This is a genomic window from Streptomyces sp. CRN 30, assembly GCF_034105845.1.
In genome coordinates, this window is sequence record NZ_JAVRHI010000296.1 from 13,932 (window position 1) to 35,268 (window position 21,337).

Consider the following 21,337-nt stretch of genomic DNA (forward strand, 5'->3'; position numbering starts at 1 on the left):
GGCGGCCAGGAGATACGGGCCGCCCGCCGGGCCGGTGTTCAGGTCGCGTGGACGCGGTCCACCAGAATGTCGATCACGAGCGGGGTGCGCGGTCCGAAACTGAGCAGCACCCCGTCCTCCAGGGTGACGATCCGGCGGTCGGCCCCGGCGGGGGTCTGGGCGATGCCCGGGATGTCCACGAGGCCGTCGATGCCGCCGACCGACTCCAGCCCCTTGTCCATCATCAGGATGACGTCGGGCCGGGCGGCGACCAGTGCCTCGCTGGTGAGCGGGGTGAAGGGCTTGTCCAGGCCGGTCTCGACCCCGGCGTCGACCGCTCCGGCCGCGTCGATCAGGGAGTCGGCGCCCGAGCCCTTGCCGCCCATGAGGTAGACGGCCGCGCTGCCGCGCATGTAGAGGAAGGCGACCTTGGGCCGGCTGCCCGCGGGAACGGCGTCGCGGGCCGCCGCGAGTTCCTCGTCGACGCGTGCGTTGAGCTTCTTCCCGGCCCCGGGTACGCCGAGCGCCTCGGCGACGCGGGTGGTGCGGGCGGCGACGTCGGCGAGGTTCGTCGCGGGGTCCAGGACGACGACCGGCACCCCGGCGTCGCGGATCTGGTCGATCGCCTCCGCGGGCCCGGTGTCGGTGTCGGCGAGCACCACGGTCGGGCGCAGCGACAGCACGCTCTCCGCGCTGACGTCGTGGGCCCTGGTGACCAGCGGAAGCTTCTTCGCCTCGGCGAAGGTGGCGGTGATGTCCCGGCCCACGACCTGCTCGCCGAGGCCCAGGGTGAACACGGTCTCGGCGACGCCGCCGTTGAGCGGGAGGATGCGCGAGGCGTCGGTGACGGTGACCTTCCGGCCGTCGGAGGAGTCGACGGTGACGGGCAACTCGGGGGTGGGCGCCGGGCCTTCGAGGGGCGTGAGGGTGTTCTTCCGCAGCTGCCGCTCGGCCGCCGCGGCCCGCTCCCCCGCCGACGCGGGGGACGCGCCCGCCGCCGAGCCGGACGAGGAGCCCGCCGGGGAACCGCCGCAGCCGGCCGTCAGCAGCGCGACGGCCAGAGCGAGCGGGGCCAGGCTCCGGCGCCACGGCGAGGGTCGGCTTCTTCCGGACATGCGCATCGCTGGGCCTCTCGGGTTTCGGGACCTGACACAGTTGATCGATAGCTTAGGTTAGGTTTACCTTATTGACTCTGGTGGGGGTGTTGATGTGAAAGCGGCAATCTCTCCGCGCGCCACGCGCATGGCCGGTGCCGCCGCGACCGCGGCCGTCGTCCTGACGCTGTCGGCGGTGCCCGCGTCGGCCGCCGGCGCCTCGGCGACCGGTCCCGAGGGGCAGAAGCTCACGGTGTCGAAATCGGCCGGTCTTGACCCGGCGGGCGAGACGGTGACGGTCTCCGGCACCGGCTACAACACGGAGAAGGGCATCTACGTCGCCTTCTGCGTGGACAACGGCGCGGGCAGGACGCCCACGCCCTGCGTCGGCGGCGTCGACATGTCCGGCGAGTCGGGCGCCTCCGCCTGGGTCTCGTCCAACCCGCCCTCGTACGGCGAGGGACTGGCGAAGCCGTACGGCGGCAGCGGCCACAAGGGCACGTTCAGCGTGCGGGTGAAGGTGCGGGCCAAGGACGCCAACACCGACTGCGCCAAGTCCGGCGTGACCTGCGCCGTGATCACCCGCAACGACCACACCCGGGGCGGCGACCAGTCCCAGACGGTGCGCGTCCCGGTGACGTTCACGGGCCAGGACGGCGACCCGGACAGCGGCTCCGGCTCCGGTGCCGGCACCTCGGCCACGCCCGACGCCACCGCGGGCACGGGCTCCACCACCGGCGGCACCGGCACGGGCGCGGACTCCGGTGCGGGCTCGGGCTCAGGCTCGGGCTCGGGCTCGGGCTCGGGCTCCGGCGACACGTCCTCCGGCGGGCCGCTGGCCAGCACCGGTTCCGCGGCCCTGACGATCGGGGGCGCCGCGGCGGCACTGGTCGCGGCAGGCACCGGCGTCCGGTTCCTGGCCCGCCGGCGCCGGACCGCCTCGACGGGCGGCCCGAGCGCGGGCTGACCCCTCCTAGTTGATCCACATCCGCGATTCCCCCAGGGAGACTGGAAGATGGCGAAGAGACCCGGCGCCGCCGTGACGGCGGGCGGCGTCCTGCTGGCGCTGCTCGGCTCGACCGCGGCGCGGGCCGAGGACGGCGGGGCGTTTCCCCGCGAGGTCACCGGCGGCTACGCGAGCTGGACCACCGACGACGGCCGCCCGGCGGAGGCGGGTCTGGCGTTCGACGTCACCCGGCCCGCCGTGCACGACACGGCGGGCCGCGCCTGGTTCCCGGCCGCGGGCGGCGGTGCGGACCCGGCGACCGGCGCGGCGGAGGTCGAACTGGCGGGCACCGCCCGGCTGTCCGGCGCCGACGGCACCGATCCCCTCGCCCTGGACGGCCTCCGCCTCGACCTGGCCGACGGCGGCAAGGGCGCGCTGCGGGTCCGCACCTCAACCGGTGACGGGACCCGGGAACTGGCCCTGGCGGAGGTGGACCCGCACGGCGCCGCCCCGGCCGTCCGCAGCGCGGGCGTGACCTGGAGCGGCCTGCGGGCGACGCTCACCGAGGAGGGCGCGCGGCTGCTCTCCGCCTGGAGCGGACGGGAGTTCGCGGCGGGCGACGGCTTGGGATCACTGGATGTGACGGTGGGCACCGGCGACGACGGCGAGGCACCCGCCCTCCCCGAGCAGCCGGACGGCACGGCGGACCCCGCGCCGGGTCCCGCGCCGAGCGAGCCGCCCGCCACCGCGTCCCCCGCGCCGGAACCGGAGCGGGAGGCACCGGCACCCACCGCCGCCGTACGGCACCCCGCCCTCACCCCCGGCGGCGAACAGCGGATCACCGGCAGCGGTTTCGCACCCGGCGAGGTGGTCCTGGTGGCGATCGACGCGGACACCCGCTACCAGGCGGAGGCCGACGCGGAGGGACGCCTGTCGCGGACCTTCCCGGTCTACGCGACGGCGACCGCGGGCACGCACACCGTCGAACTCACCGCCGTCTCCTCCGGCGGCCGGGCCACGGCCCGTTTCGAGGTGCGGGCCGGGGGCTGATCCGCGGCAGAACCGTACGAGACCGACACACGGGAGCGGGCCGCTCGGCCCGCCCCTCGTCATGCCCGAAAACCGCACGTCAGAGCGGGTTTTGAGACTTCTTTGCCGTCCATTGACAAGCACCCGGATTTCGTACTTAGGTTTGCCTTACCTTCCCCCGAGAGAAAGGTGAAGTGCTCGCCATGAGAGCCGTTCCTTCCGCTCGCACCACCGCCCGCGCCACACTCGCCGTCGCCGCCTCCGCGGCCCTGACCCTGGGGCTGGCCGGCTCCGCGTCCGCCGCCACCTCGACCCGGACGATCACCGACGGCTCCACCACCTACGACCTGTCGGTGACCGCCCCGGACTCCGCCGCCGCGGCGGGCCAGGTCATCACCGTCACGGGCTCGGGATTCAACCCGGCCCAGGGCATCTACGTCGGCCTGTGCGTGGTCGACGGCGCGCCGGGCGCCGCCAAGCCCACCCCGTGTCTGGGCGGCCAGGACGAGAGCGGCTCGACCGGCGCCTCGCACTGGGTGAACAACACCTTCGGCGGCCTCTTCGCCAACAGCTCCAAGTTCGGTGACGGCGGCACCTTCACCGCGCAGATCTTCGTCAAGGCCACGCTGGACGACGGCAGCGTCTGCGGCGAGGACGTCACCTGCGCCGTGGTGACGCGCGCCGACCACCTCGACTCGGCCGACCGCAAGTACGACGTGCACGTTCCCCTCTCCTTCCAGTAACCAGCCGTCCGGCCGGGCCCCCGCGCGGGGGCCCGGCCTCGGCGTTCCCGGGGTGCCCCGGGCACACCCGACGAGTGAGGAAAACCATGGCAGTTGACCCGACGGTCCGGCGGGGGCCGGACCGCCCGGCCCCCGCGCGCCGGGCGCCGAGACGCCCGGCGGCGCTCCTCGGCGCCGCCGCGCTCGTGCTCGCCTCCGTCGCCGCGGGTTCGGCGGCCGAGGCCGCCGGCACCCCGCGCACGGGGCTCGGCAAGGACGGCCAGAAACTGACGGTCTCCGCCTCCACGGACCTGGACCCGGCGGGCGAAACCGTCCGCGTCACCGGTTCCGGCTACGACGCGGCCAAGGGGATCTACGTCGCCCTGTGCAAGGACAACGGCGACGACCGCGTCCCCTCCCCCTGCCTCGGCGGTGCCAACGTCACCGGCGGCGGCAGCGCGTCCAAGTGGATCGTGCCCGCGGACGACCCCTACGCGGGCGGCGGCCTCACCGAACTCTGGGGCGCCGGCGGCACCTTCGACGTCCAGCTCGACCTGACCGCGAAGGACAGCGGCCTGGACTGCCTCCAGGTCGCCTGCTCGGTCGTCACCCGCGTCGACCACCGGGGCAGCGGCGACCGCTCCCAGGACGTCCGCGTCCCCGTCGCCTTCGAGGGCCAGGACTCCGGCGGCGGTGACGACGGCGGCGACGGGGTGGACGTACCGCCCGGCACCGTCGACTACACGCGCGCCGCCGTGTTCACGAGCGCCGGCAAGCCGATGGACCTGCTGCTGCACCCGGACTCGGAGAAGCTGTACGTCGGCGCCGCCGACATCCCCGACACCTCCACCGTCAACGAGCAGGGCCTGTACGTGCTCGACCCGGCCGACGGCACGGTCCGCGACCACATCACCGACGCCCCCGGCTCCACCGGCACCCTGGCGAGCCGCCGGATCACGCGGCTCGCGGCGCCGCTCTCCGGCGACGGCGTCGTCTTCCACTACCCGCTGCGCGGCATCGGCACCGCGAAGGAGGGTGACGAGAGCGCGCGGGGCGTCTGGCTGGGCGGCACCACCGTGACCGGCACCGGGCCCGGCACGAGGGCCACCACCACCCTCGTCCAGCAGGGCGCCGTGCTCACCGAGTACGACACCGCCACCGGCGCCGCCGAGCGCTCCCTCACCCTCGACGGCGGCTCCGCGCTCGGCGTGGACACCGCACGCGGCGCCGCCTGGTCCGGGGTGGGCGGCGGCCTGCTCAGCCGGGTAGACACCGGCTCGTTCACGGTGACGGCCACGGCGGACCTCCCCGCGGACCCCCTCTGGTTCGTCGCCCCCGACCCCGCCACCGGCGACGTCTGGGTGGGCAGCGGCAACACCGTCCACGTCTTCGACAAGGACGCCGAGCCCCTGACCACCATCGAGGGCGAGGACCGGGCCGCGGCCGTCGCCTTCGACCCCGGCACCGGCCGCGCGTTCGTCGTGTGGCAGGACGGCGGCAACACGGGCGGCGGCGACGACGGCAACGGCTCGCTCGCCGTGTACGACACCGCGACCTTCGAGGAGGCGGCGACCGCCACCGCGCTCCCCGGCAACCAGGGCCAGCTCGGCCAGGCCTCCGTCGCCGTGGCCCCGGGCGGCACCACGGTCTACGTGACCAGCCCCGCCGAGGCCACGATCACGAAGCTCGACCGCCGGATGTCGCCGAAGGTCGTCCAGAGCCCCACGGACCGCTCGGTGTCCCCGGGCGACGAGGTCTCCTTCGTCGCCGCGGCCGAGGGTGCCCCGGAGCCCACCGTGGCCTGGCAGGTCAGCGCCGACGGCGGCCAGACCTGGCAGGGCATCGAGGGCGCCACCGGCACCACGTACACCTTCACGGCCCGCGCGGCCCAGGACGGCTACCGCTACCGCGCCGAGTTCACCAACCCCGCGGGCACCACCCGCACCTCGCCGACCACCCTGACCGTCACCGAGGACGGCGGCGGGGACGGCGGCGACGACGGCGACGACGGCGGGGACGGCGAGGTGCGCGACCCGTCCGGCACCCGGACCGTCACCGGGCCCGAGGGCCAGAAGCTCACCGTCAGCCCGGTCAACGACCTCGCCACCGAGGGCCAGACGCTCAAGGTCAGCGGCACCGGCTACGACGAGGAGAAGGGCGTCTACGTCGCCCTCTGCGTCGACAACGGCGCGGGCGAGCTGCCCACACCGTGCGTCGGCGGCGTCGACATGACCGGCACCTCCCACTCCTCGGCGTGGATCTCCTCGAACCCGCCGGACTACGGGCAGGACCTCGCCGTCCCCTACGGAGCGGACGGCTCGTTCGAGGTGGAGCTGACGGTGGACGCCAAGGACGAGTTCACCGACTGCCTCAAGGCCACCTGCGTGCTCGCCACCCGCGCCGACCACACCCTCTCCGGGGACCGCTCACAGGACGTGAAGGTGCCGGTCGCCTTCGCCGGCCAGGACCCGGTGGAGACCGACCCGGACGACGGCGGCGGCGCGGGCGGCACCGGCTCCACGGGCGGCTCGGGCACCACCGGCGGCTCCGGCGGCTCGGACACCGGCTCCACCGGCACCGGCGGGGGCACCGGCGCCACGGGCGGCTCCTCCTCCGGCGGTTCGGGTACGTCCGCCCTCGGCGGCGGCAGCCTCGCCTCCACCGGCGTCACCGTGCTGTCGGTCGCCGCGTTCGCGGCGGCCCTGGTCGCCACGGGCTGGATCGCGTACCGCAGGAGCCGCCGCACGGCCGGCTGACCCGCTCCCCCCGGCGGGTGTGAGCCCGCTCCCCCGCCGGGTGTCAGCCCGCTCAGCGGGTGTCAGCCCGCTCCTCCCGCTCGTCCCGCGACCAGCCACAGCGCCGGCAGTTCGATCCGGGTGCCGTCGGGCCGGTACTCCGTGGTGACGAGCGGGAGTTCGCCCTGTCGCAGGACCGCGAGACCGGCCGCGCGGAGCTGCTCCGGCAGCGCCGCGTCGACCAGCGTGCCGGGGGCGATGCCGTGCCGCAGGACGGGGGCGAGCTTGGACGGCGGCCCGTCCGGGTCCTCGACGAGAGAGGCGAGGACGGGCTCGGCGGCCTCGGACGGCTCGACGAGGAAGGCCCGGCCCCGCTCGCCGAGGAGCGCGGCGAGACCCTCGGCCACCGGCTGCCGGTCCTCGGCGTCGCACTGGTGCAGCACGCCCCGCAGATACACGTTGGCGTCGCCCAGTTCGGCGTGGAGGGTCTGCACCTCCGTCTTGTCGGCGGCGTCCACCTGCCGGTACGTGGCCTGCCCGGCCGGGTCGGCGCGGCGGGCCCGGTCCAGCGCGGCGGCGGACAGGTCGGCGCCGACGACGTGCGCGAAACGGTCGGCGAGGTAGCGGGTCTGGGTGCCGTTGCCGCAGCCGAGGTCGACCATCGGCAGTCCGGGGTCGGTCAGGTGGGGTTCGAAGAGGGCGAGGTGGCGGCCCGCGGTGAGGGCGGGCTCCGCGTCCCAGAACACCGCCCGCGGGGCGTCGGGCGCCTCGCTCCAGAAGTCCTCCCAGGCGTCCCGGTACCGTCTCGTCACGCTCATGCCCGACTCCCCAGGGTGCGGCCTCAAGACCCGTGCCGAGTGACGGGCCAGTACGGTCTACCGCGCACCGGTCCGGCCCACAAGCGCGCTGCGCGTACCTTCACGGGTCCTTCGACGCCGTTCACCACCGGGAGGGACGGGAGCGGACCGGGGGCAGGGTCAGCTCGCACCAGACGGTCTTGCCGGTGGCGGTGCGGCTCGTGCCCCACTCGCGGGCCAGGGTGCTGACCACCAGCAGTCCGCGCCCGCGGTCGGCGCCGGGGCCCGCGTCGAGGAGCGTGGGCAGTTCGTGGTCGTCGTCGTCCACCTCGCACAGCAGCGTGTCGCCGCGCACCAGGCGCAGGACGACGGGCCGGTGGGCGTGGCGTACGGCGTTGGTGACGAGTTCGCTGACCAGCACCTCGGCGGTGTCCGCGAGCGGCTCCAGGCGCCAGGAGCGGAGCTGTTCCCGGACGGCGGCGCGGGCCCGGCGGACCTCGCGGACGTCGCGTGCGAGGCGCCACTCGGCGACGTCGTCCGGGCCGATGCCGTTGAGGCGGGCCATCAGCAGGGCCACGTCGTCCTTGCGGCCGCCGCGCCCGGCGAGGGTGCGGGTGATCGTGTCGCAGGCGTCGTCCATGGAGGCGGCCGGGTGCGCGGCGGACGCGCAGAGCGTGGCCAGGCCGACACCGATGTCCTCGCCGCGGACCTCGACCAGTCCGTCGGTGCACATCACCAGGCGGTCGCCGCCGGACACGGGGACGCGGACCGACTCGAAGGCGACGCCGCCGACCCCGATCGGCGCGCCGGTGGGCAGGTCGAGCAGTTCGCTGCGGCCGTCCTCGGCGCGGACCAGGACGGGCGGGATGTGACCGGCGTTGGCGACGCGCAGTTCACCGGCGACGGGGTCGTAGACGGTGTAGAGGCAGGTCGCGAGGTAGCCGTCGCCGAGCCGCTGGGCGAGGTCGTCGAGGCCGCGCAGAAGCTGCGCGGGCGGCAGGTCGAGTCCGGCCATGGTCTGCACCGCGGTCCGCAGCTGGCCCATCATCGCCGCCGAGTTGAGGCCGTGGCCCATGACGTCGCCGACGACGAACGCGGTGCGGGCGCCGGGCAGTTTCACCGCGTCGAACCAGTCGCCGCCGACCCGGCCGAGCAGGGTGCCCGGCAGGTAGCGGGTGGCGATGTCGCAGCCGGACATGCGGGCGGGGATGTGCGGGAGCATGCTGTCCTGGAGCGTCTCGGCGACGTTCTCCTGGTAGGTGTACATGCGGGCGTTGTCGAGGACGAGCCCCGCGCGGGCGGCGAGTTCGGCGCCGGTGACGCGGTCCATGTCGTTGAAGACGGGCCGCTCGGGGTGGCGCAGCAGGATCATGAAGCCGAGGACGACGTCGCGGGCCTTCAGCGGGACGACGAGCATGGAGCGGCCGGTGATCAGCGGCCGGATGTCCCGCTTCTCGAACTGCGAGGCGATGGCGTGGCCCGCCTCCTCGGTGATCCGCTCCACGAGGACGGGGTCACCGCTGGTCATGCACTGGAAGAACGGTGTGTGCGCGGGGAACGGCATGGCCTCGCCGACCGGTACGACGTCGTCCCAGCGGCCGGGTTCGTCGGTGTGTTCCAGGGCGACCCGGTGCCACATGGTCGTCGTGTCGGGGACGCCCTCGGGGAACCCCTCGCCCGCGACGACCTGTTCGCGCAGGTAGGTGCCGGCGACGTCGGTGAAGCGGGGGACGACGGCCCGGCTGACCTCGACGATGGTCTCGGCGAGGTCGAGGGAGGTGCCGATCCGGCCGCTGACCTCGTTGAGGAACTCCAGGTGCTCGCGGACGGCGGCGTACTCCAGATCCTCGCCGTCCTCGTCGTCCTCGTCGTCGGGATACCCGTGGGCCGCGTCCGGGGCGAGCGGTGCGCCGGGGGCCGCCGTCCCCGCCGCGCGCTCCCGGCGGGCCCGGCGCCCGGCCCGCCGGGACACCCCCCAGTCGGGGGTGACGGGCACCAGGTGGTTCTCGCTGAACTCCAGGATTGGATAGCCCAGTTCGAGGATCTGGGCGACGATCCGGGCGCCCTCGCCGACGCTCATGCTGGGCAGGATGTCGGGGAGGCGGCGGGCCAGCTCCTCGGCGCCGGGGAAGTCGGTGTGCAGGGCGAACCCGGGGGCGATGCGCTCCGGGGCCGGTACGGCGCCGGGTCCCGGGAGGCCGCCGGGCCGCAGTCCCCGGGCGTCGGCGGCCAGCACGAGGAGCCGCTCGGGCCCCGGCCCCACCAGCGGGTACGCCCACCACAGCAGGTCGACGCGGTCCCGGCGCGCCGCCCCGCCGTGCTCGGGCACGGTGAGCCGGGCGCGGCCGGAGGCGGGGTAGGACAGCTGTCCCCCGAGGGAGGACTCCAGGTCGGGGCCGAGACCGTCGTAGGCGCCGTACGAGTCGAACGACGGGGCGTCGTCCTCCTCGGGCAGGGCGCCGGAGACGGGCAGCAGGTCGAGGGCCGGCCGCCCGATGGCCTCCTCCTTGGTGAGGGCGAAGAGGCGTCGTGCGCCCCGGCTCCAGTGGGAGACGAGGCCGTCACGGCCGACGACGACCACGGCCAGCGGGATGCGGCCGGGCGCGGGATGCTCGGTGCCACGGTCCATGGCGTCAGGCCCTCTCTCCCCGCGGCTCGGCGCGATCTGTGCCGCCCCCACCACGGTAGGGCCGGGCCCCGGCGCGATGTGCGGGAACCGGGAATCGGCGGCGGGGAAACGCACCGGCGCGCGCCCCGCGCGCCGGTGTCCGGTCAGTCCTCGTGGCCGAGCTGGAGATCGCGTTCGGTCCGGCCGCCCCCGGCGACCTGGAGGACGGTGGCGACGGGCGGGTAGCCGGCGGCGATCACGGTGTACTCGCCGGAGGACAGGTCGACGAAGCGGAAGCTGCCGTCGGGGCCGGTGGTGAGGGTGTCGACGACGTTCCCGGCGGCGTCGAGGAGGGTCACGCGGGCGTCCTCCACGGCCCGGCCGCCGCCCGCCCGTACGGTTCCCTTGAGCACGGCGCCGCCGGCCAGCTCGATGTCCTGCCGGGTCTCCCGGGAGGCCTGCACGGTGACGGGGAGGGCGGCCGGGCGGAACGCGGGCGCGCTGCCCGCCAGGGTGTACTCGCCGGCCACCAGCTCGGTGATGACGTAACCGCCCTCCCGTCCGCTGCGGGTGGTGGCGACGACCTCGCCGTGGACGTTGGTGAGGGTGACGGTGGCGTCGCGCACGGGGCTGCCGTCGGCGGTGAGGACGGCGCCCGCGAGGCGTCCGGCGCCGCCGAGGACGACGTCGAGTTCGACGGGCCGCTCGCCGACGGTGACGGAGACGGCCTGCGGCTGGTGGCCGCCGGCCGCGGCGATCAGGACGTACGCCCCGCGGCCGGGGGTCGCCAGCGCGTACCGGCCGTCGTCGCCGCTGGCGCCGCGGCCGATCTGCTGTCCGGCGACGTCGATCAGGGTGAGCGCCGCGCGGGGCACGACGGTGCCGTCGGGGTGCTGCACCGTGCCGCAGACCGGGACGCCGCCGGGGTACGGCGTGCGCGGCGTGCGGGTCGGGGGGACCACGGCGGCGGGCACGGCGGTCTCGGCCTCGGTCACGGGCGCGTTGTGGGACACGAGCGGTTTCTCCTTGAGGAAGAAGGCGAGGAACAGGCCGAGCACGAGCACCGGCACGAGGTACAGGAAGATCCGCGGCATGGCGTCGGCGTACGCCTGGATGTAGGCGTCGCGCAGCGCGGGCGGCAGGGCGTGGACGGCCCCGGGGGTGATGGCCTCGGCGTCCGGCAGCGCGGTGCCGGCGTCGGCGGGGAGCCGGTCGGCGAGGGCGTCGGTGAGCCGTCCGGCGAAGAGCGTGCCGAAGACGGCGGCGCCGACGCTGCCGCCGATCTGCCGGAAGTAGTTGTTGGCGCTGGTGGCGGAGCCGAGGTCGGCGGGGCGCACGGAGTTCTGCACGGCGAGGACCAGGACGGGCATCACCATGCCGATACCGGCGCCGAGGACGGCCATCCAGACGCTGTACTGCAGCCGGGGGGTGCCGGTGTCGAGCCGGGAGAGCAGCCACATGCCGACGACGGAGAGGGCGCCGCCGACGATGGGGTGGACGCGGTAGCGGCCGGTACGGGTGATGAGCTGGCCGGAGACGATCGAGGCGCCGACGATGCCGCCCATCATCGGCAGCATCAGCAGGCCGGACTCGGTGGCGGAGGCGCCGTCGACCATCTGCAGGTAGGTCGGGAGGTAGCTGGCGGCGCCGAACAGGGCGACGCCGACGACGAGCCCCACCAGCGCGGTGACGTTGAAGACGGAGTCGCGGAAGAGCCGCAGCGGGATGAGGGGTTCGGCGGCGAAGCGCTCGGCGATCAGGAAGAGGACGGTCGCGGCGAGCGCTCCGGCGCCCAGCGCGAGGATGGTCGGGGAGTCCCAGTCGTACTCGACGCCGCCCCAACTGGTCAGCAGGACCGCGCAGGTCGAGGCGGCGGCGAGCAGCAGCGCGCCGAGGACGTCGAGCCGGGCCCGGGTGCGCGGCTTGGGCAGTTTCAGCACGACGGCGACGACGACCATGGTGAGCAGGCCGAAGGGGACGTTGATGTAGAAGCACCAGCGCCAGGAGAGGTGGTCGGTGAAGTAGCCGCCGAGCAGCGGTCCGGCGACGGAGGCGAGGCCGAAGGCGGCGCCGATCAGGCCCATGAACCGGCCGCGTTCGCGGGGCGGCACGATGTCCGCGATGATCGCCTGCACGCCGATCATGAGGCCGCCGGCGCCGACGCCCTGCACCGCGCGGTAGACGATCAGCTGGTCCATGGTCCCGGCTCGGCCGGCCAGTGCCGAGCCGACGACGAAGACCAGGATGGCGAACTGGAAGACGCCCTTGCGGCCGAAGAGGTCGCCGAGCTTGCCGTAGATCGGCAGTCCGACGGTGGAGGTGAGCAGGTAGGCGGTGATCGCCCAGGACATCTTGTCCAGGCCGTGCAGCTCTCCGACGATCTTCGGGAGCGCGGTGGCGACGATCATCTGCTCCAGCGCGGCGAGCAGCAGCGCGAGCATCAGGCCGAAGAAGACCAGCCGGACCCGGCGCGGGCTCAGCGCCTCGGCCGGGTGGGGGGCGGGCGGCTCGGGAGGGTCCGGCGGTGCCGTGACGGCCGGCTCGTCCTTCACCAGAGTGATCCCGCCCACGTACCGCTCCCCTCGTCGCACTGTCACGCATTTCCCGCGTTAAGCGACAACTGCGAACAGACGCGACGAGTTACGGCGTTGCGGCGGCCGGAGCGGAGATCACCCGAACCGGTGAGGGCGGCCAACGGCCGCCCTCCGCACGGCTCTTGGCTACTTCTCGACCTCGGTGGCGAGCTTCACGAGCACCGCGTCGTAGATCCGGGCGAGGCCCTTGGGGGCGAAGGTCTTCTCGAAGAAGCCGCCGATGCCGCCCGCGCCGTTCCACACCGTGGTGACGACGACGCGCGCCTTGCCCTCACCGGCCGGGGTGACCCGCCAGGTGGTGACCATGGAGGAGTTGCGGTCCTTCTCGACCAGCTCGCCGTCGGACGGCTCGGTGACCTCCAGCAGGCAGTCGCGGACGCGCTTGCTGGTGGCCTGGAGCTTCCAGTGGACGAGGGTGCCCTCGCCGTCGCCGCCTTCGCGCACCTCGTACTCGCTGAAGTGCTCGGGCAGCAGCTTCGCGCGGGTGCCGGTGTAGTCGGCGAGCGCGTCGAACACCGTCTCCGCGTCGGCGGCGACGGTCCGCTCGGTCGTGGCCTCGACCTGCGCCATCGGGTTCCTCCAGGGCCTGGTTCCTCGGGGTCGGGGCAAGCCAACCACCCCGCCGCCCGGCCACCAAATCGAGGGACGTACGGAATGCCGGGACGGACGTCCGGACCTCGGCCCGCACGATCAAGGGAACGTATGTTCTATTCTGTGGCCGAGCACTACCGAGGAGGCGCCATGCGCTGGGAGAACCTCTCGGAGTCCGGTCACACCCGGGCTGCCGACACCGCGCTGTTCGGCACGGACGCGGTCACCACCCGCACCTTCGACACGCCGGAGTTCGCCGGCATCACCTTTCACGAGGTGCGGGCCCGCTCGATCGTCAACCGCGTGCCGGGCGCGTCGCGCATGCCGTTCGAATGGACGCTGAACCCCTACCGGGGCTGCTCGCACGCGTGCGTGTACTGCTTCGCGCGCAAGACGCACAGCTATCTGGACCTCGACACCGGCCTCGGTTTCGACAGCCAGATCGTGGTGAAGGTGAACGCGCCCGAGCTGCTGCGCCGCCGGCTGGCCTCGCCCTCGTGGCACGGCGAGCACATCGCGATGGGCACCAACGTCGACTGCTACCAGCGGGCCGAGGGGCGTTACCGGCTGATGCCCGGCATCATCGACGCCCTGCGCGAGCACGCCAACCCCTTCTCCATCCTGACCAAGGGCACGCTGATCCTGCGCGACCTCGACCTGCTGACCGAGGCGGCGCGTGTGACGGAGGTCGGCGTCTCGGTCTCGGTCGGCTTCACCGATCCGGTGCTGTGGCGGGGCGTGGAGCCGGGCACGCCCGCGCCGGAGCGGCGCCTGGACGTCGTGCGGGCACTGGGTGAGCGCGGCATCGGGTGCGGGGTGCTGATGGCTCCGGTGCTCCCCTTCCTGAGCGACGGTCCGGCGAGCCTGCGGGCGACGGTGCGGGCGATCGCGGCGGCCGGGGCGACCTCCGTGACGCCGCTGGTGCTGCATCTGCGGCCGGGGGCCCGGGAGTGGTTCATGGCGTGGCTGGCGCGGCACCACCCGCACCTGGTGCGCCGGTACGAGCGGCTGTACGCGGAGGGCGCCTACGCCCCGAAGTGGTACCAGCGCCGGATCACCCGGCAGGTGCACGACCTGGCCCGGGAGTACGGGATGGGGCCGCGCGGCGCCGGGGCGGCGCGGCGGATTCCGGAGCCGGGACCTGACGCCCTCGCGGAGCCCTCGGAGCACTCGGAGATATCGGCGCCCGAACCGACCCAGCTCACTCTGCTCTGAGCGTTCGAGGGCTACATTCGGCCCAATTGGGTCAAGTATCGACAGAACAGGTTCACCCGGGGGCGCTTTTCGGGACGATGCCGCGAGGACCGCGGTCCTCGCGGTCCGCCGCCTCTCCGTCCCCTGGGAGGACTCATGAGTCACCGCACAGCCGCGCTGTGCGCCACCGCCGCGGTCCTGGCCGGGGCCCTCACCGCCGCTCCCGCGGCCCCCGCCGCGGCCGGCACCGCGGCCGCGTCCGTCGCCCGGCCCGCCTGGAAGAAGTGCGGCACGGCCGACTACCCGACGCTCCAGTGCGCGTCGCTCGCCGTCCCGCTCGACCACGGCCGCCCCGACGGCGAGAAGATCACGCTGGCGCTGTCCCGCGTGCCGCACACCGCGAAGACGTACCAGGGTCCGCTGCTGGTCAACCCCGGCGGCCCCGGCGGCAGCGGTCTGACGCTCGCCGGGTTCGTGGCGTCGTCGCTGCCGAAGGAGGTCGCCGCCCAGTACGACGTGATCGGTTTCGACCCGCGCGGCGTGGGCGCGAGCGAACCGGCCGTGAACTGCCGGCCGGGCCACTTCGCCCCGGTGCGGCCCGACTCGCTGCCGGACACCCCGGCCGTCGAGCAGGCCAACCTGGAGCGCGCGAAGTCCTTCGCCGACGCCTGCGGCGAGAAGTACGCGCGCGTGCTGCCCTACCTGGACACGCCGAGCGCCGCGCGGGACCTGGACGCGATCCGTGTGGCACTCGGTGCCGAGCGGATCAACTACTTCGGCTACTCCTACGGCACCTACCTCGGCGCGGTCTACGCCCGGCTGTTCCCGGACCGGGTGCGGCGCCTCGCCCTGGACTCCGTGGTCGACCCCACCGACGTCTGGTACGACGCCAACCTCAACCAGGACCTCGCCTTCAACGACCGCCACCGCGCCTTCCTCGCCTGGGTCGCCGCGCGCGACACCACCTACCGGCTGGGCACCGACCCGGAGCGGGTCGAGGAGAAGTGGTACGCGATGCGGGCGGCGCTGGCGGAGAAGCCGGCGGGCTCCGCGGTGGGCGCCGCGGAGGTGGAGGACACCTACTCGCCGGGCGGCTACTACAACGGCTACTGGCCCTACCTGGCGGAGGCGTTCGCGGCGTACGTCAACGACAAGGACGCCGATCCGCTGGTCGAGGCGTACGAGAACTTCGGCGCGGTCGACGCGGCGGGCGACAACGGCTACAGCGTCTACACCTCGGTGCAGTGCCGCGACGCGCGGTGGCCGCGCGACTGGGAGGAGTGGCGCGAGGACAACTGGGAGGTGTACGAGAAGGCGCCGTTCCTCACCTGGAACAACGCCTGGTACAACGCGCCGTGCGCGTTCTGGCCGACCCGTTCCCTGGAGCCGGTGGACGTGGCCAACGACCAACTCCCGCCGGTCCTGCTGTTCCAGGCGACCGGTGACGCCGCCACCCCCTACGAGGGCGCCGTGACGACCCACCGGCTGCTGCGCGGCTCCCGCCTGGTGGTCGAGGACGGCGGCGGCAACCACGGTGTCACGCTGAGCGGCAACGCCTGCCTGGACGGGCACCTCGCGGCGTACCTGGCCGACGGCACGGTGCCGCGCGGCTCAGGCGGCGAGGCGGACGCGGTCTGCCCGGCGCTTCCGGACCCCGAGCCGCTGAAGTCCGGGGAGGCGACGCCGTCCGCGCGCGGCACGGCCCTGCACGGGCTGCTGGGCTTCCGCCGCTGACAGCCGTCGGCGGACGAGGACGGCCGGGGCCCGCGCCCCGGCCGTCCGGCCGTTCTCACTCCTTCGGCAGCCGCCCCAGTGCGCGTACCGCCGCCTCGGCGAGCGCCGGGTGGGCGAGGGCCGCGTCGAGGACGGGTCTCGCCCGGGGGTCGCCGAGTTCCCCGAGCCCCTCGACGCAGGCGAGCGCCACCCGGCGGTAGGGGTCGTGCGGGTGCAGCCGGCGCCGAAGCGTGGTGATCAGCGCGGGGACGGCCTCCGGGGCGCGCAGCGCGGTCAGGAGCCGGACCGGGTGCAGGGCGTAGGCGACGCGGAGTTCGTTGGTGGCGAGGGCGGCGGCGGCGCGGGAGGTGCGGGGGTCGCCGAGCCGGGCGAGGGCGTAGGCGGCGGAGGCGCAGCGTGGCGGGTCCCGGTGGTTGAGGAGCAGCACGAGCGCCTCGAAGGACCGCCGGTCCCCCGCCAGTCCCAGCCGGAACGCGGCCAACTCCCGGGCCCAGAGCGGCTGTCCGGGTCCGGTGAGGACCTCGGCCAGTTCATCGCGGTCCTCGGTGACCGCGAGGCGGGCGTGGGCGGGCGAGCCGCCCGCCTCCGCCCGCGAGCGTTCCGTGAGCGTGCGCAACTCTTCGTCCATGGGACCGAGGCTAGAGGGGCCGTCGGCCGTGTGGGAGACAGATCACCGAGCGGTACCGGTACGGGGGGCTGGCGCCGCTCGTTACCCGCGGGTTAAGCTCAGACGAGCGGGTTACCCACTCGTGTTCCCTTGCGGCGGTCTGGTGACGCGGCCACCGCGAGGTTCAGGTCGGTTCGGTGCCTCAGGTACCGCAGTGCGACTCGGCCCCGGGACAGGGCCGGTCGGTTCTCCGCCGGGCGTGTGCGCTCCGTCGCCCGGCACACCCGCACCTCTTCCCGTACGCCCCGTGCGCCGTCCGGCGCGGCGGGCGCGTTCTCGTCGTCACCCTCATCTGGAGTCCCGCGATGGCTGCTCCCTTCTCCGACACTCCCCTGTCCCCGTTGCGTACCGTCGCCGTGGTCGGTCTCGGCACCATGGGCACCGGCATCGCCGAGGTGCTCGCCCGAGCCGGCCGCGACGTGATCGGCGTCGACATCAGCGAGGCGCAGGCCGCACGGGCCGTCACCGCGCTGGAGGCCTCCACGGCCCGCGCCGTCGCCCGCGGGCGGCTCACCGGGCAGGAGCGCGCGGCCGCCCTCGCCCGGGTGCGGGTCTCCACCGACCTGCGCACCGCCGCCGAGGCCGACCTGGTGATCGAGGTGGCGCCCGAGTCCTACGAGGTCAAGCAGCAGATCTTCCGGGAGCTGGACGGGGTCGTGCGGCCGGACGCGGTGCTCGCCACCGGCACCAACGCGCTCTCCGTGACCCGGCTGGCCGCCGACTCCGCCCGGCCGGAGCGCGTGCTGGGCCTGCACTTCTTCAACCCGGCGCCGGCGATGAAACTGGTCGAGGTGGTCTCCTCGGTGCTGACCGCGCCCGCCGCGGTCACGGCCGTCACCGACCTCGCCCTGGACCTCGGCAAGGAGCCCGTCGCCGTCGGCGACCGGCCCGGTTTCGTCGCGGACGGGCTGCTGTTCGGCTACCTCAACCAGGCCGCGGCGATGTACGAGGCGCGGTACGCCTCGCGCGAGGACATCGACGCGGCGATGCGGCTGGGCTGCGGGCTGCCGATGGGGCCGCTGGCGCTGCTCGACCTGATCGGCGTGGACACCGCGCGCACCGTCCTGGAGGCGATGTACGCCGCCTCCCACGACCGGCTGCACGCCCCCGCGCCGATCCTGCGCCAGCTCAGCGAGGCGGGCCTGACCGGCCGCAAGGCCGGACGCGGCTTCTACACCTACGACGGTCCGGGCTCCGCGGCCGTCGTCCCCGACGCGCTGACCCCGCGCGCGGACACCGTCCCGGCCGCGGGCCGCCCGGTCCGGTCGGTGGGCGTCGCCGGTTCCGGCACCATGGCCTCCGGCATCGCCGAGGTCTTCGCCAGGGCCGGGTACCCGGTCGTGCTCGCCGCGCGCGGCGAGGAGAAGGCGCGGGCCGCCAAGGCACGGATCGGGAAGTCACTGGCCCGGTCGGTCGACAAGGGCCGGATGACCGCCGAGGACGCCGCCCGCGCCCTGGAGTCGGTCACGCCGGTGGGCACCTACGACGGTTTCGCCGACGTCGACCTGGCCGTGGAGGCGGTCGCCGAGGACCTGGAGGTCAAGCGGCAGCTGTTCACCACGCTGGACAAGGTCTGCAAGGCGGGCGCGGTGCTGGCCACCACCACCTCCTCGCTGCCGGTCGTCGCCTGCGCCCGCGCCACCTCCCGGCCGCGGGACGTGATCGGCATGCACTTCTTCAATCCGGCGCCCGCGATGAAGCTGGTCGAGGTGGTCCGCACGGTGCTGACCGGGGACGACGTCCACGCCACCGTGCGGGAGGTCTGCGCGAAGCTCCGCAAGCACCCCGTGGACTGCGGGGACCGGGCCGGGTTCATCGTGAACGCGCTGCTCTTCCCGTACCTGAACAACGCGGTGAAGATGGTCCAGGAGCACTACGCGACGCTCGACGACATCGACGCCGCCATGAAGCTGGGCGGCGGCTATCCGATGGGCCCCTTCGAGCTGCTCGACGTGGTGGGACTGGATGTGTCGCTGGCGATCGAGAAGGTGCTGCACCGCGAGTTCCGCGACCCGGGGCTCGCCCCGGCGCCGCTCCTGGAGCATCTGGTGGCGGCGGGCTGCCTGGGCCGCAAGACGGGCCGGGGTTTCCGTGAGTACGCCAGGCGCTGACCCGGCCGTGCGCGGCGAGCTGGGCACATGCAGTACGTTCACTTGCATGTCCCAGCCCGCCAAGTCCACACGTACACCAGCCGCGTCCGACGCGCCGGAGAGCGCCGCCGGCGGCCGAGCCGCCGCCCAGCGGCTGAAAATGCGCCGGGAACTGGCGGCCGCCGCGATGGAGCTGTTCGCGACGAAGGGGTACGAGGCCACCACCGTCGACGAGATCGCGGCGGCGGCCGGGGTCGCCCGGCGCACCTTCTTCCGCCACTTCCGGTCCAAGGACGACGCGATCTTCCCCGATCACGACGACACCCTGGTCCGTGCCGAGGCGGTGCTCAACGCCGCCCCGGCGCACGAGCACCCGCTCGACACGGTGTGCCGCGGCATCAAGGAGGTCATGAAGATGTACGCGGCCCACCCGGAGATCTCCGTCGCCCGCTACAAGCTGACGCGCGAGGTGCCCACCCTGCGCGAGGCGGAGATCGCCTCCGTGGCCCGCTACGAGCGGCTCTTCACCCGCTACCTCCTCGGCCACTTCGACGAGCACGCGCACGACGACGACGCCAACGACGACCCGCTGCTGGCGGAGGTCGCCGCGTCCGCCGTGGTCACCGCCCACAACCATGTGCTGCGGCGCTGGCTGCGGGCGGGCGGGCAGGGCGATCTGGAGGCCCAGCTCGACCACGCCTTCGCCATCGTGCGCAAGACCTTCGGCACGGGCATCGGCGCCGGCCGGAGCGGCGCGGAGGACCGCCGCCCGGCGGCGACGGCGTCGGCGGAAGGCGAGGTGCTGGTGACCGTCGCCCGTACCGACGCCCCGCTGGACGAGGTCATGCGCGCCATCGAGCAGGCGCTCAAGGAACGCTGACGCGGTACACGTCACGGAACGGCCACCCGGACTCCGGGTGGCCGTTTCTGTGTCCGCCCCTGATCGATCATCGCTCATCTGTTGCGTAAAGATTTCATCTGAGCCCATTTTTTGGCACGCAGTGCCTTGCGGGGTGACACGCGGTGCCATACGTTGATGTTGTCCGGGCGGTCCCCGCGGGTCACCCTCCGCGTCCCGGACGCCTGCGTCACAGGCACCCTTCCGCGCCACGAAGCGCTGCCGCTCACCACCTTTCGCCGAACCGACGGCACCTCTCCATCAGCCCATCGGCGCCCCTCCCCCGGGGCGCCCACCGCCGGAGGCAACACCGTGACCGTGAAGGACATCCTGGACGCGATCCAGTCGCCCGACACCAGCCCGGCCGACTTCGCCGCCCTGCCGCTGCCCGAGTCGTACCGCGCGATCACCGTGCACAAGGACGAGACGGAGATGTTCGCGGGCCTCGCCACCCGCGACAAGGACCCCCGCGAGTCGATCCACCTGGACGAGGTGCCGGTGCCCGAACTGGGTCCCGGCGAGGCCCTGGTGGCCGTGATGGCCTCCTCGGTCAACTACAACTCCGTGTGGACCTCGATCTTCGAGCCGCTCTCCACCTTCGGGTTCCTGGAGCGCTACGGCCGGGTCAGCGAGCTGACCCGGCGCCACGACCTGCCGTACCACATCATCGGCTCCGACCTCGCGGGCGTCGTCCTGCGCACCGGCCCCGGCGTCAACTCCTGGAAGCCGGGCGACGAGGTCGTCGCCCACTGCCTGTCCGTGGAGCTGGAGTCGAGCGACGGCCACAACGACACGATGCTCGACCCCGAGCAGCGGATCTGGGGCTTCGAGACCAACTTCGGCGGGCTCGCGGAACTCGCGCTCGTCAAGTCCAACCAGCTGATGCCCAAGCCCGGCCACCTCAGCTGGGAGGAGGCCGCCGCGCCGGGACTGGTCAACTCGACCGCGTACCGGCAGCTCGTCTCGCGCAACGGCGCGCAGCTGAAGCAGGGCGACAACGTGCTGATCTGGGGCGCCAGCGGCGGACTCGGCTCCTACGCCACCCAGTTCGCGCTGGCCGGCGGGGCCACCCCGATCTGCGTCGTCTCCAACGAGAAGAAGGCCGAGATCTGCCGGCGGATGGGCGCCGAACTGATCATCGACCGCAACGCCGAGGACTACCGCTTCTGGAAGGACGAGCACACCCAGGACCCGCGCGAGTGGAAGCGGTTCGGCAAGCGCATCCGCGAACTCACCGGCGGCGAGGACGTCGACATCGTCTTCGAGCACCCGGGCCGTGAGACCTTCGGCGCCTCGGTGTACGTCACCCGCAAGGGCGGCACCATCGTCACCTGCGCCTCCACCTCGGGCTACGAGCACACCTACGACAACCGCTACCTGTGGATGTCGCTGAAGCGCATCATCGGCTCGCACTTCGCCAACTACCGCGAGGCGTGGGAGGCCAACCGGCTCGTCGCCAAGGGGAAGATCCACCCGACGCTGTCGAAGGTGTACTCCCTTCAGGAGACCGGCCAGGCCGCGCACGACGTGCACCGCAACGTCCACCAGGGCAAGGTCGGGGTCCTGTGCCTCGCCCCCGAGGAGGGCCTCGGCGTCCGCGACGAGGAACTGCGCTCCCGGCACGTCGACGCCATCAACCGCTTCCGGAACGTCTGAGGG

At 73.8% G+C, this 21,337-nt stretch carries 15 protein-coding genes; 9 read left to right on the forward strand and 6 right to left on the reverse strand.

Annotated elements, in window-relative coordinates; translation table 11 throughout:
• Positions 1–38: 38 nt before the first annotated feature.
• On the reverse strand, positions 39–1,100 hold the full coding sequence (locus tag UW392_RS31595; RefSeq protein WP_320778591.1) for a heme/hemin ABC transporter substrate-binding protein: 1,062 nt from the start codon (positions 1,098–1,100) through the stop codon (positions 39–41).
• 88 nt (positions 1,101–1,188) lie between these two features.
• Here UW392_RS31595 and UW392_RS31600 point away from each other — a divergent pair, with 88 nt between their 5' ends.
• The 4 genes from UW392_RS31600 (at position 1,189) to UW392_RS31615 (ending at position 6,526) form a co-directional block, all read left to right on the forward strand.
• Complete coding sequence (locus tag UW392_RS31600) at positions 1,189–2,040, forward strand: hypothetical protein (RefSeq protein ID WP_320778592.1); 852 nt, start codon at positions 1,189–1,191, stop codon at positions 2,038–2,040.
• Between the two features lie 48 nt (positions 2,041–2,088).
• Positions 2,089–3,069: an HtaA domain-containing protein gene (locus UW392_RS31605; protein WP_320778593.1), complete on the forward strand. Its 981-nt coding sequence runs from the start codon at positions 2,089–2,091 to the stop codon at positions 3,067–3,069.
• 182 nt (positions 3,070–3,251) lie between these two features.
• On the forward strand, positions 3,252–3,791 hold the full coding sequence (locus tag UW392_RS31610) for a hypothetical protein (protein ID WP_320778594.1): 540 nt from the start codon (positions 3,252–3,254) through the stop codon (positions 3,789–3,791).
• An 86-nt stretch (positions 3,792–3,877) separates the two neighbouring features.
• A complete protein-coding gene (locus UW392_RS31615) occupies positions 3,878–6,526 on the forward strand; it encodes an immunoglobulin I-set domain protein (RefSeq protein ID WP_320778595.1) in 2,649 nt (882 codons plus the stop codon).
• A gap of 62 nt (positions 6,527–6,588) precedes the next feature.
• On the opposite strand, the gene UW392_RS31620 is transcribed toward UW392_RS31615, so the two are convergent.
• The 4 genes from UW392_RS31620 to UW392_RS31635 form a co-directional block, all read right to left on the reverse strand.
• A complete protein-coding gene (locus UW392_RS31620; protein ID WP_320778596.1) occupies positions 6,589–7,323 on the reverse strand; it encodes a class I SAM-dependent methyltransferase in 735 nt (244 codons plus the stop codon).
• Positions 7,324–7,444: 121 nt separating this feature from the next.
• Entirely contained in the window at positions 7,445–9,931 is a 2,487-nt protein-coding gene (locus UW392_RS31625; protein WP_320778597.1) for a SpoIIE family protein phosphatase, read from the reverse strand.
• A gap of 143 nt (positions 9,932–10,074) precedes the next feature.
• Entirely contained in the window at positions 10,075–12,480 is a 2,406-nt protein-coding gene (locus UW392_RS31630; RefSeq protein WP_320778598.1) for an MFS transporter, read from the reverse strand.
• Between the two features lie 150 nt (positions 12,481–12,630).
• Complete coding sequence (locus tag UW392_RS31635) at positions 12,631–13,074, reverse strand: SRPBCC family protein (protein WP_320778599.1); 444 nt, start codon at positions 13,072–13,074, stop codon at positions 12,631–12,633.
• Positions 13,075–13,245: 171 nt separating this feature from the next.
• Between UW392_RS31635 and UW392_RS31640 the strand changes: the two genes are divergently transcribed.
• Positions 13,246–14,310, forward strand: a complete 1,065-nt coding sequence (locus UW392_RS31640; RefSeq protein WP_320778600.1) for an Rv2578c family radical SAM protein — start codon at positions 13,246–13,248, stop codon at positions 14,308–14,310.
• Positions 14,311–14,445: 135 nt separating this feature from the next.
• Positions 14,446–16,023: an alpha/beta hydrolase gene (locus tag UW392_RS31645; RefSeq protein ID WP_320778601.1), complete on the forward strand. Its 1,578-nt coding sequence runs from the start codon at positions 14,446–14,448 to the stop codon at positions 16,021–16,023.
• A gap of 55 nt (positions 16,024–16,078) precedes the next feature.
• Here the strand turns inward: UW392_RS31645 and UW392_RS31650 are convergent, their stop codons facing one another.
• Positions 16,079–16,651, reverse strand: a complete 573-nt coding sequence (locus UW392_RS31650) for an adenylosuccinate lyase (RefSeq protein ID WP_320778602.1) — start codon at positions 16,649–16,651, stop codon at positions 16,079–16,081.
• A gap of 344 nt (positions 16,652–16,995) precedes the next feature.
• Here UW392_RS31650 and UW392_RS31655 point away from each other — a divergent pair, with 344 nt between their 5' ends.
• The 3 genes from UW392_RS31655 (at position 16,996) to ccrA (ending at position 21,334) form a co-directional block, all read left to right on the forward strand.
• Complete coding sequence (locus tag UW392_RS31655) at positions 16,996–18,801, forward strand: 3-hydroxyacyl-CoA dehydrogenase family protein (RefSeq protein ID WP_320778603.1); 1,806 nt, start codon at positions 16,996–16,998, stop codon at positions 18,799–18,801.
• Positions 18,802–18,847: 46 nt separating this feature from the next.
• Positions 18,848–19,660, forward strand: coding sequence for a TetR family transcriptional regulator (locus tag UW392_RS31660; protein ID WP_320778604.1), 813 nt, complete (start codon positions 18,848–18,850; stop codon positions 19,658–19,660).
• Between the two features lie 336 nt (positions 19,661–19,996).
• On the forward strand, positions 19,997–21,334 hold the full coding sequence (gene ccrA / locus UW392_RS31665; RefSeq protein WP_320778612.1) for a crotonyl-CoA carboxylase/reductase: 1,338 nt from the start codon (positions 19,997–19,999) through the stop codon (positions 21,332–21,334).
• The last annotated feature ends 3 nt before the right edge of the window (positions 21,335–21,337 follow it).

What these genes read in the sequence shown, in the direction of transcription:
- UW392_RS31655 (WP_320778603.1), top strand. Translation starts at nt 16,996, where the DNA reads ATGGCTGCTCCCTTCTCCGACACTCCCCTGTCCCCGTTGCGTACCGTC.
- UW392_RS31620 (WP_320778596.1), bottom strand. Translation starts at nt 7,323, where the DNA reads ATGAGCGTGACGAGACGGTACCGGGACGCCTGGGAGGACTTCTGGAGC.
- UW392_RS31645 (WP_320778601.1), top strand. Translation starts at nt 14,446, where the DNA reads ATGAGTCACCGCACAGCCGCGCTGTGCGCCACCGCCGCGGTCCTGGCC.
- UW392_RS31650 (WP_320778602.1), bottom strand. Translation starts at nt 16,651, where the DNA reads ATGGACGAAGAGTTGCGCACGCTCACGGAACGCTCGCGGGCGGAGGCG.
- UW392_RS31625 (WP_320778597.1), bottom strand. Translation starts at nt 9,931, where the DNA reads ATGGACCGTGGCACCGAGCATCCCGCGCCCGGCCGCATCCCGCTGGCC.
- UW392_RS31660 (WP_320778604.1), top strand. Translation starts at nt 18,848, where the DNA reads ATGTCCCAGCCCGCCAAGTCCACACGTACACCAGCCGCGTCCGACGCG.
- UW392_RS31595 (WP_320778591.1), bottom strand. Translation starts at nt 1,100, where the DNA reads ATGCGCATGTCCGGAAGAAGCCGACCCTCGCCGTGGCGCCGGAGCCTG.
- UW392_RS31605 (WP_320778593.1), top strand. Translation starts at nt 2,089, where the DNA reads ATGGCGAAGAGACCCGGCGCCGCCGTGACGGCGGGCGGCGTCCTGCTG.
- UW392_RS31635 (WP_320778599.1), bottom strand. Translation starts at nt 13,074, where the DNA reads ATGGCGCAGGTCGAGGCCACGACCGAGCGGACCGTCGCCGCCGACGCG.
- UW392_RS31640 (WP_320778600.1), top strand. Translation starts at nt 13,246, where the DNA reads ATGCGCTGGGAGAACCTCTCGGAGTCCGGTCACACCCGGGCTGCCGAC.
- UW392_RS31615 (WP_320778595.1), top strand. Translation starts at nt 3,878, where the DNA reads ATGGCAGTTGACCCGACGGTCCGGCGGGGGCCGGACCGCCCGGCCCCC.
- UW392_RS31610 (WP_320778594.1), top strand. Translation starts at nt 3,252, where the DNA reads ATGAGAGCCGTTCCTTCCGCTCGCACCACCGCCCGCGCCACACTCGCC.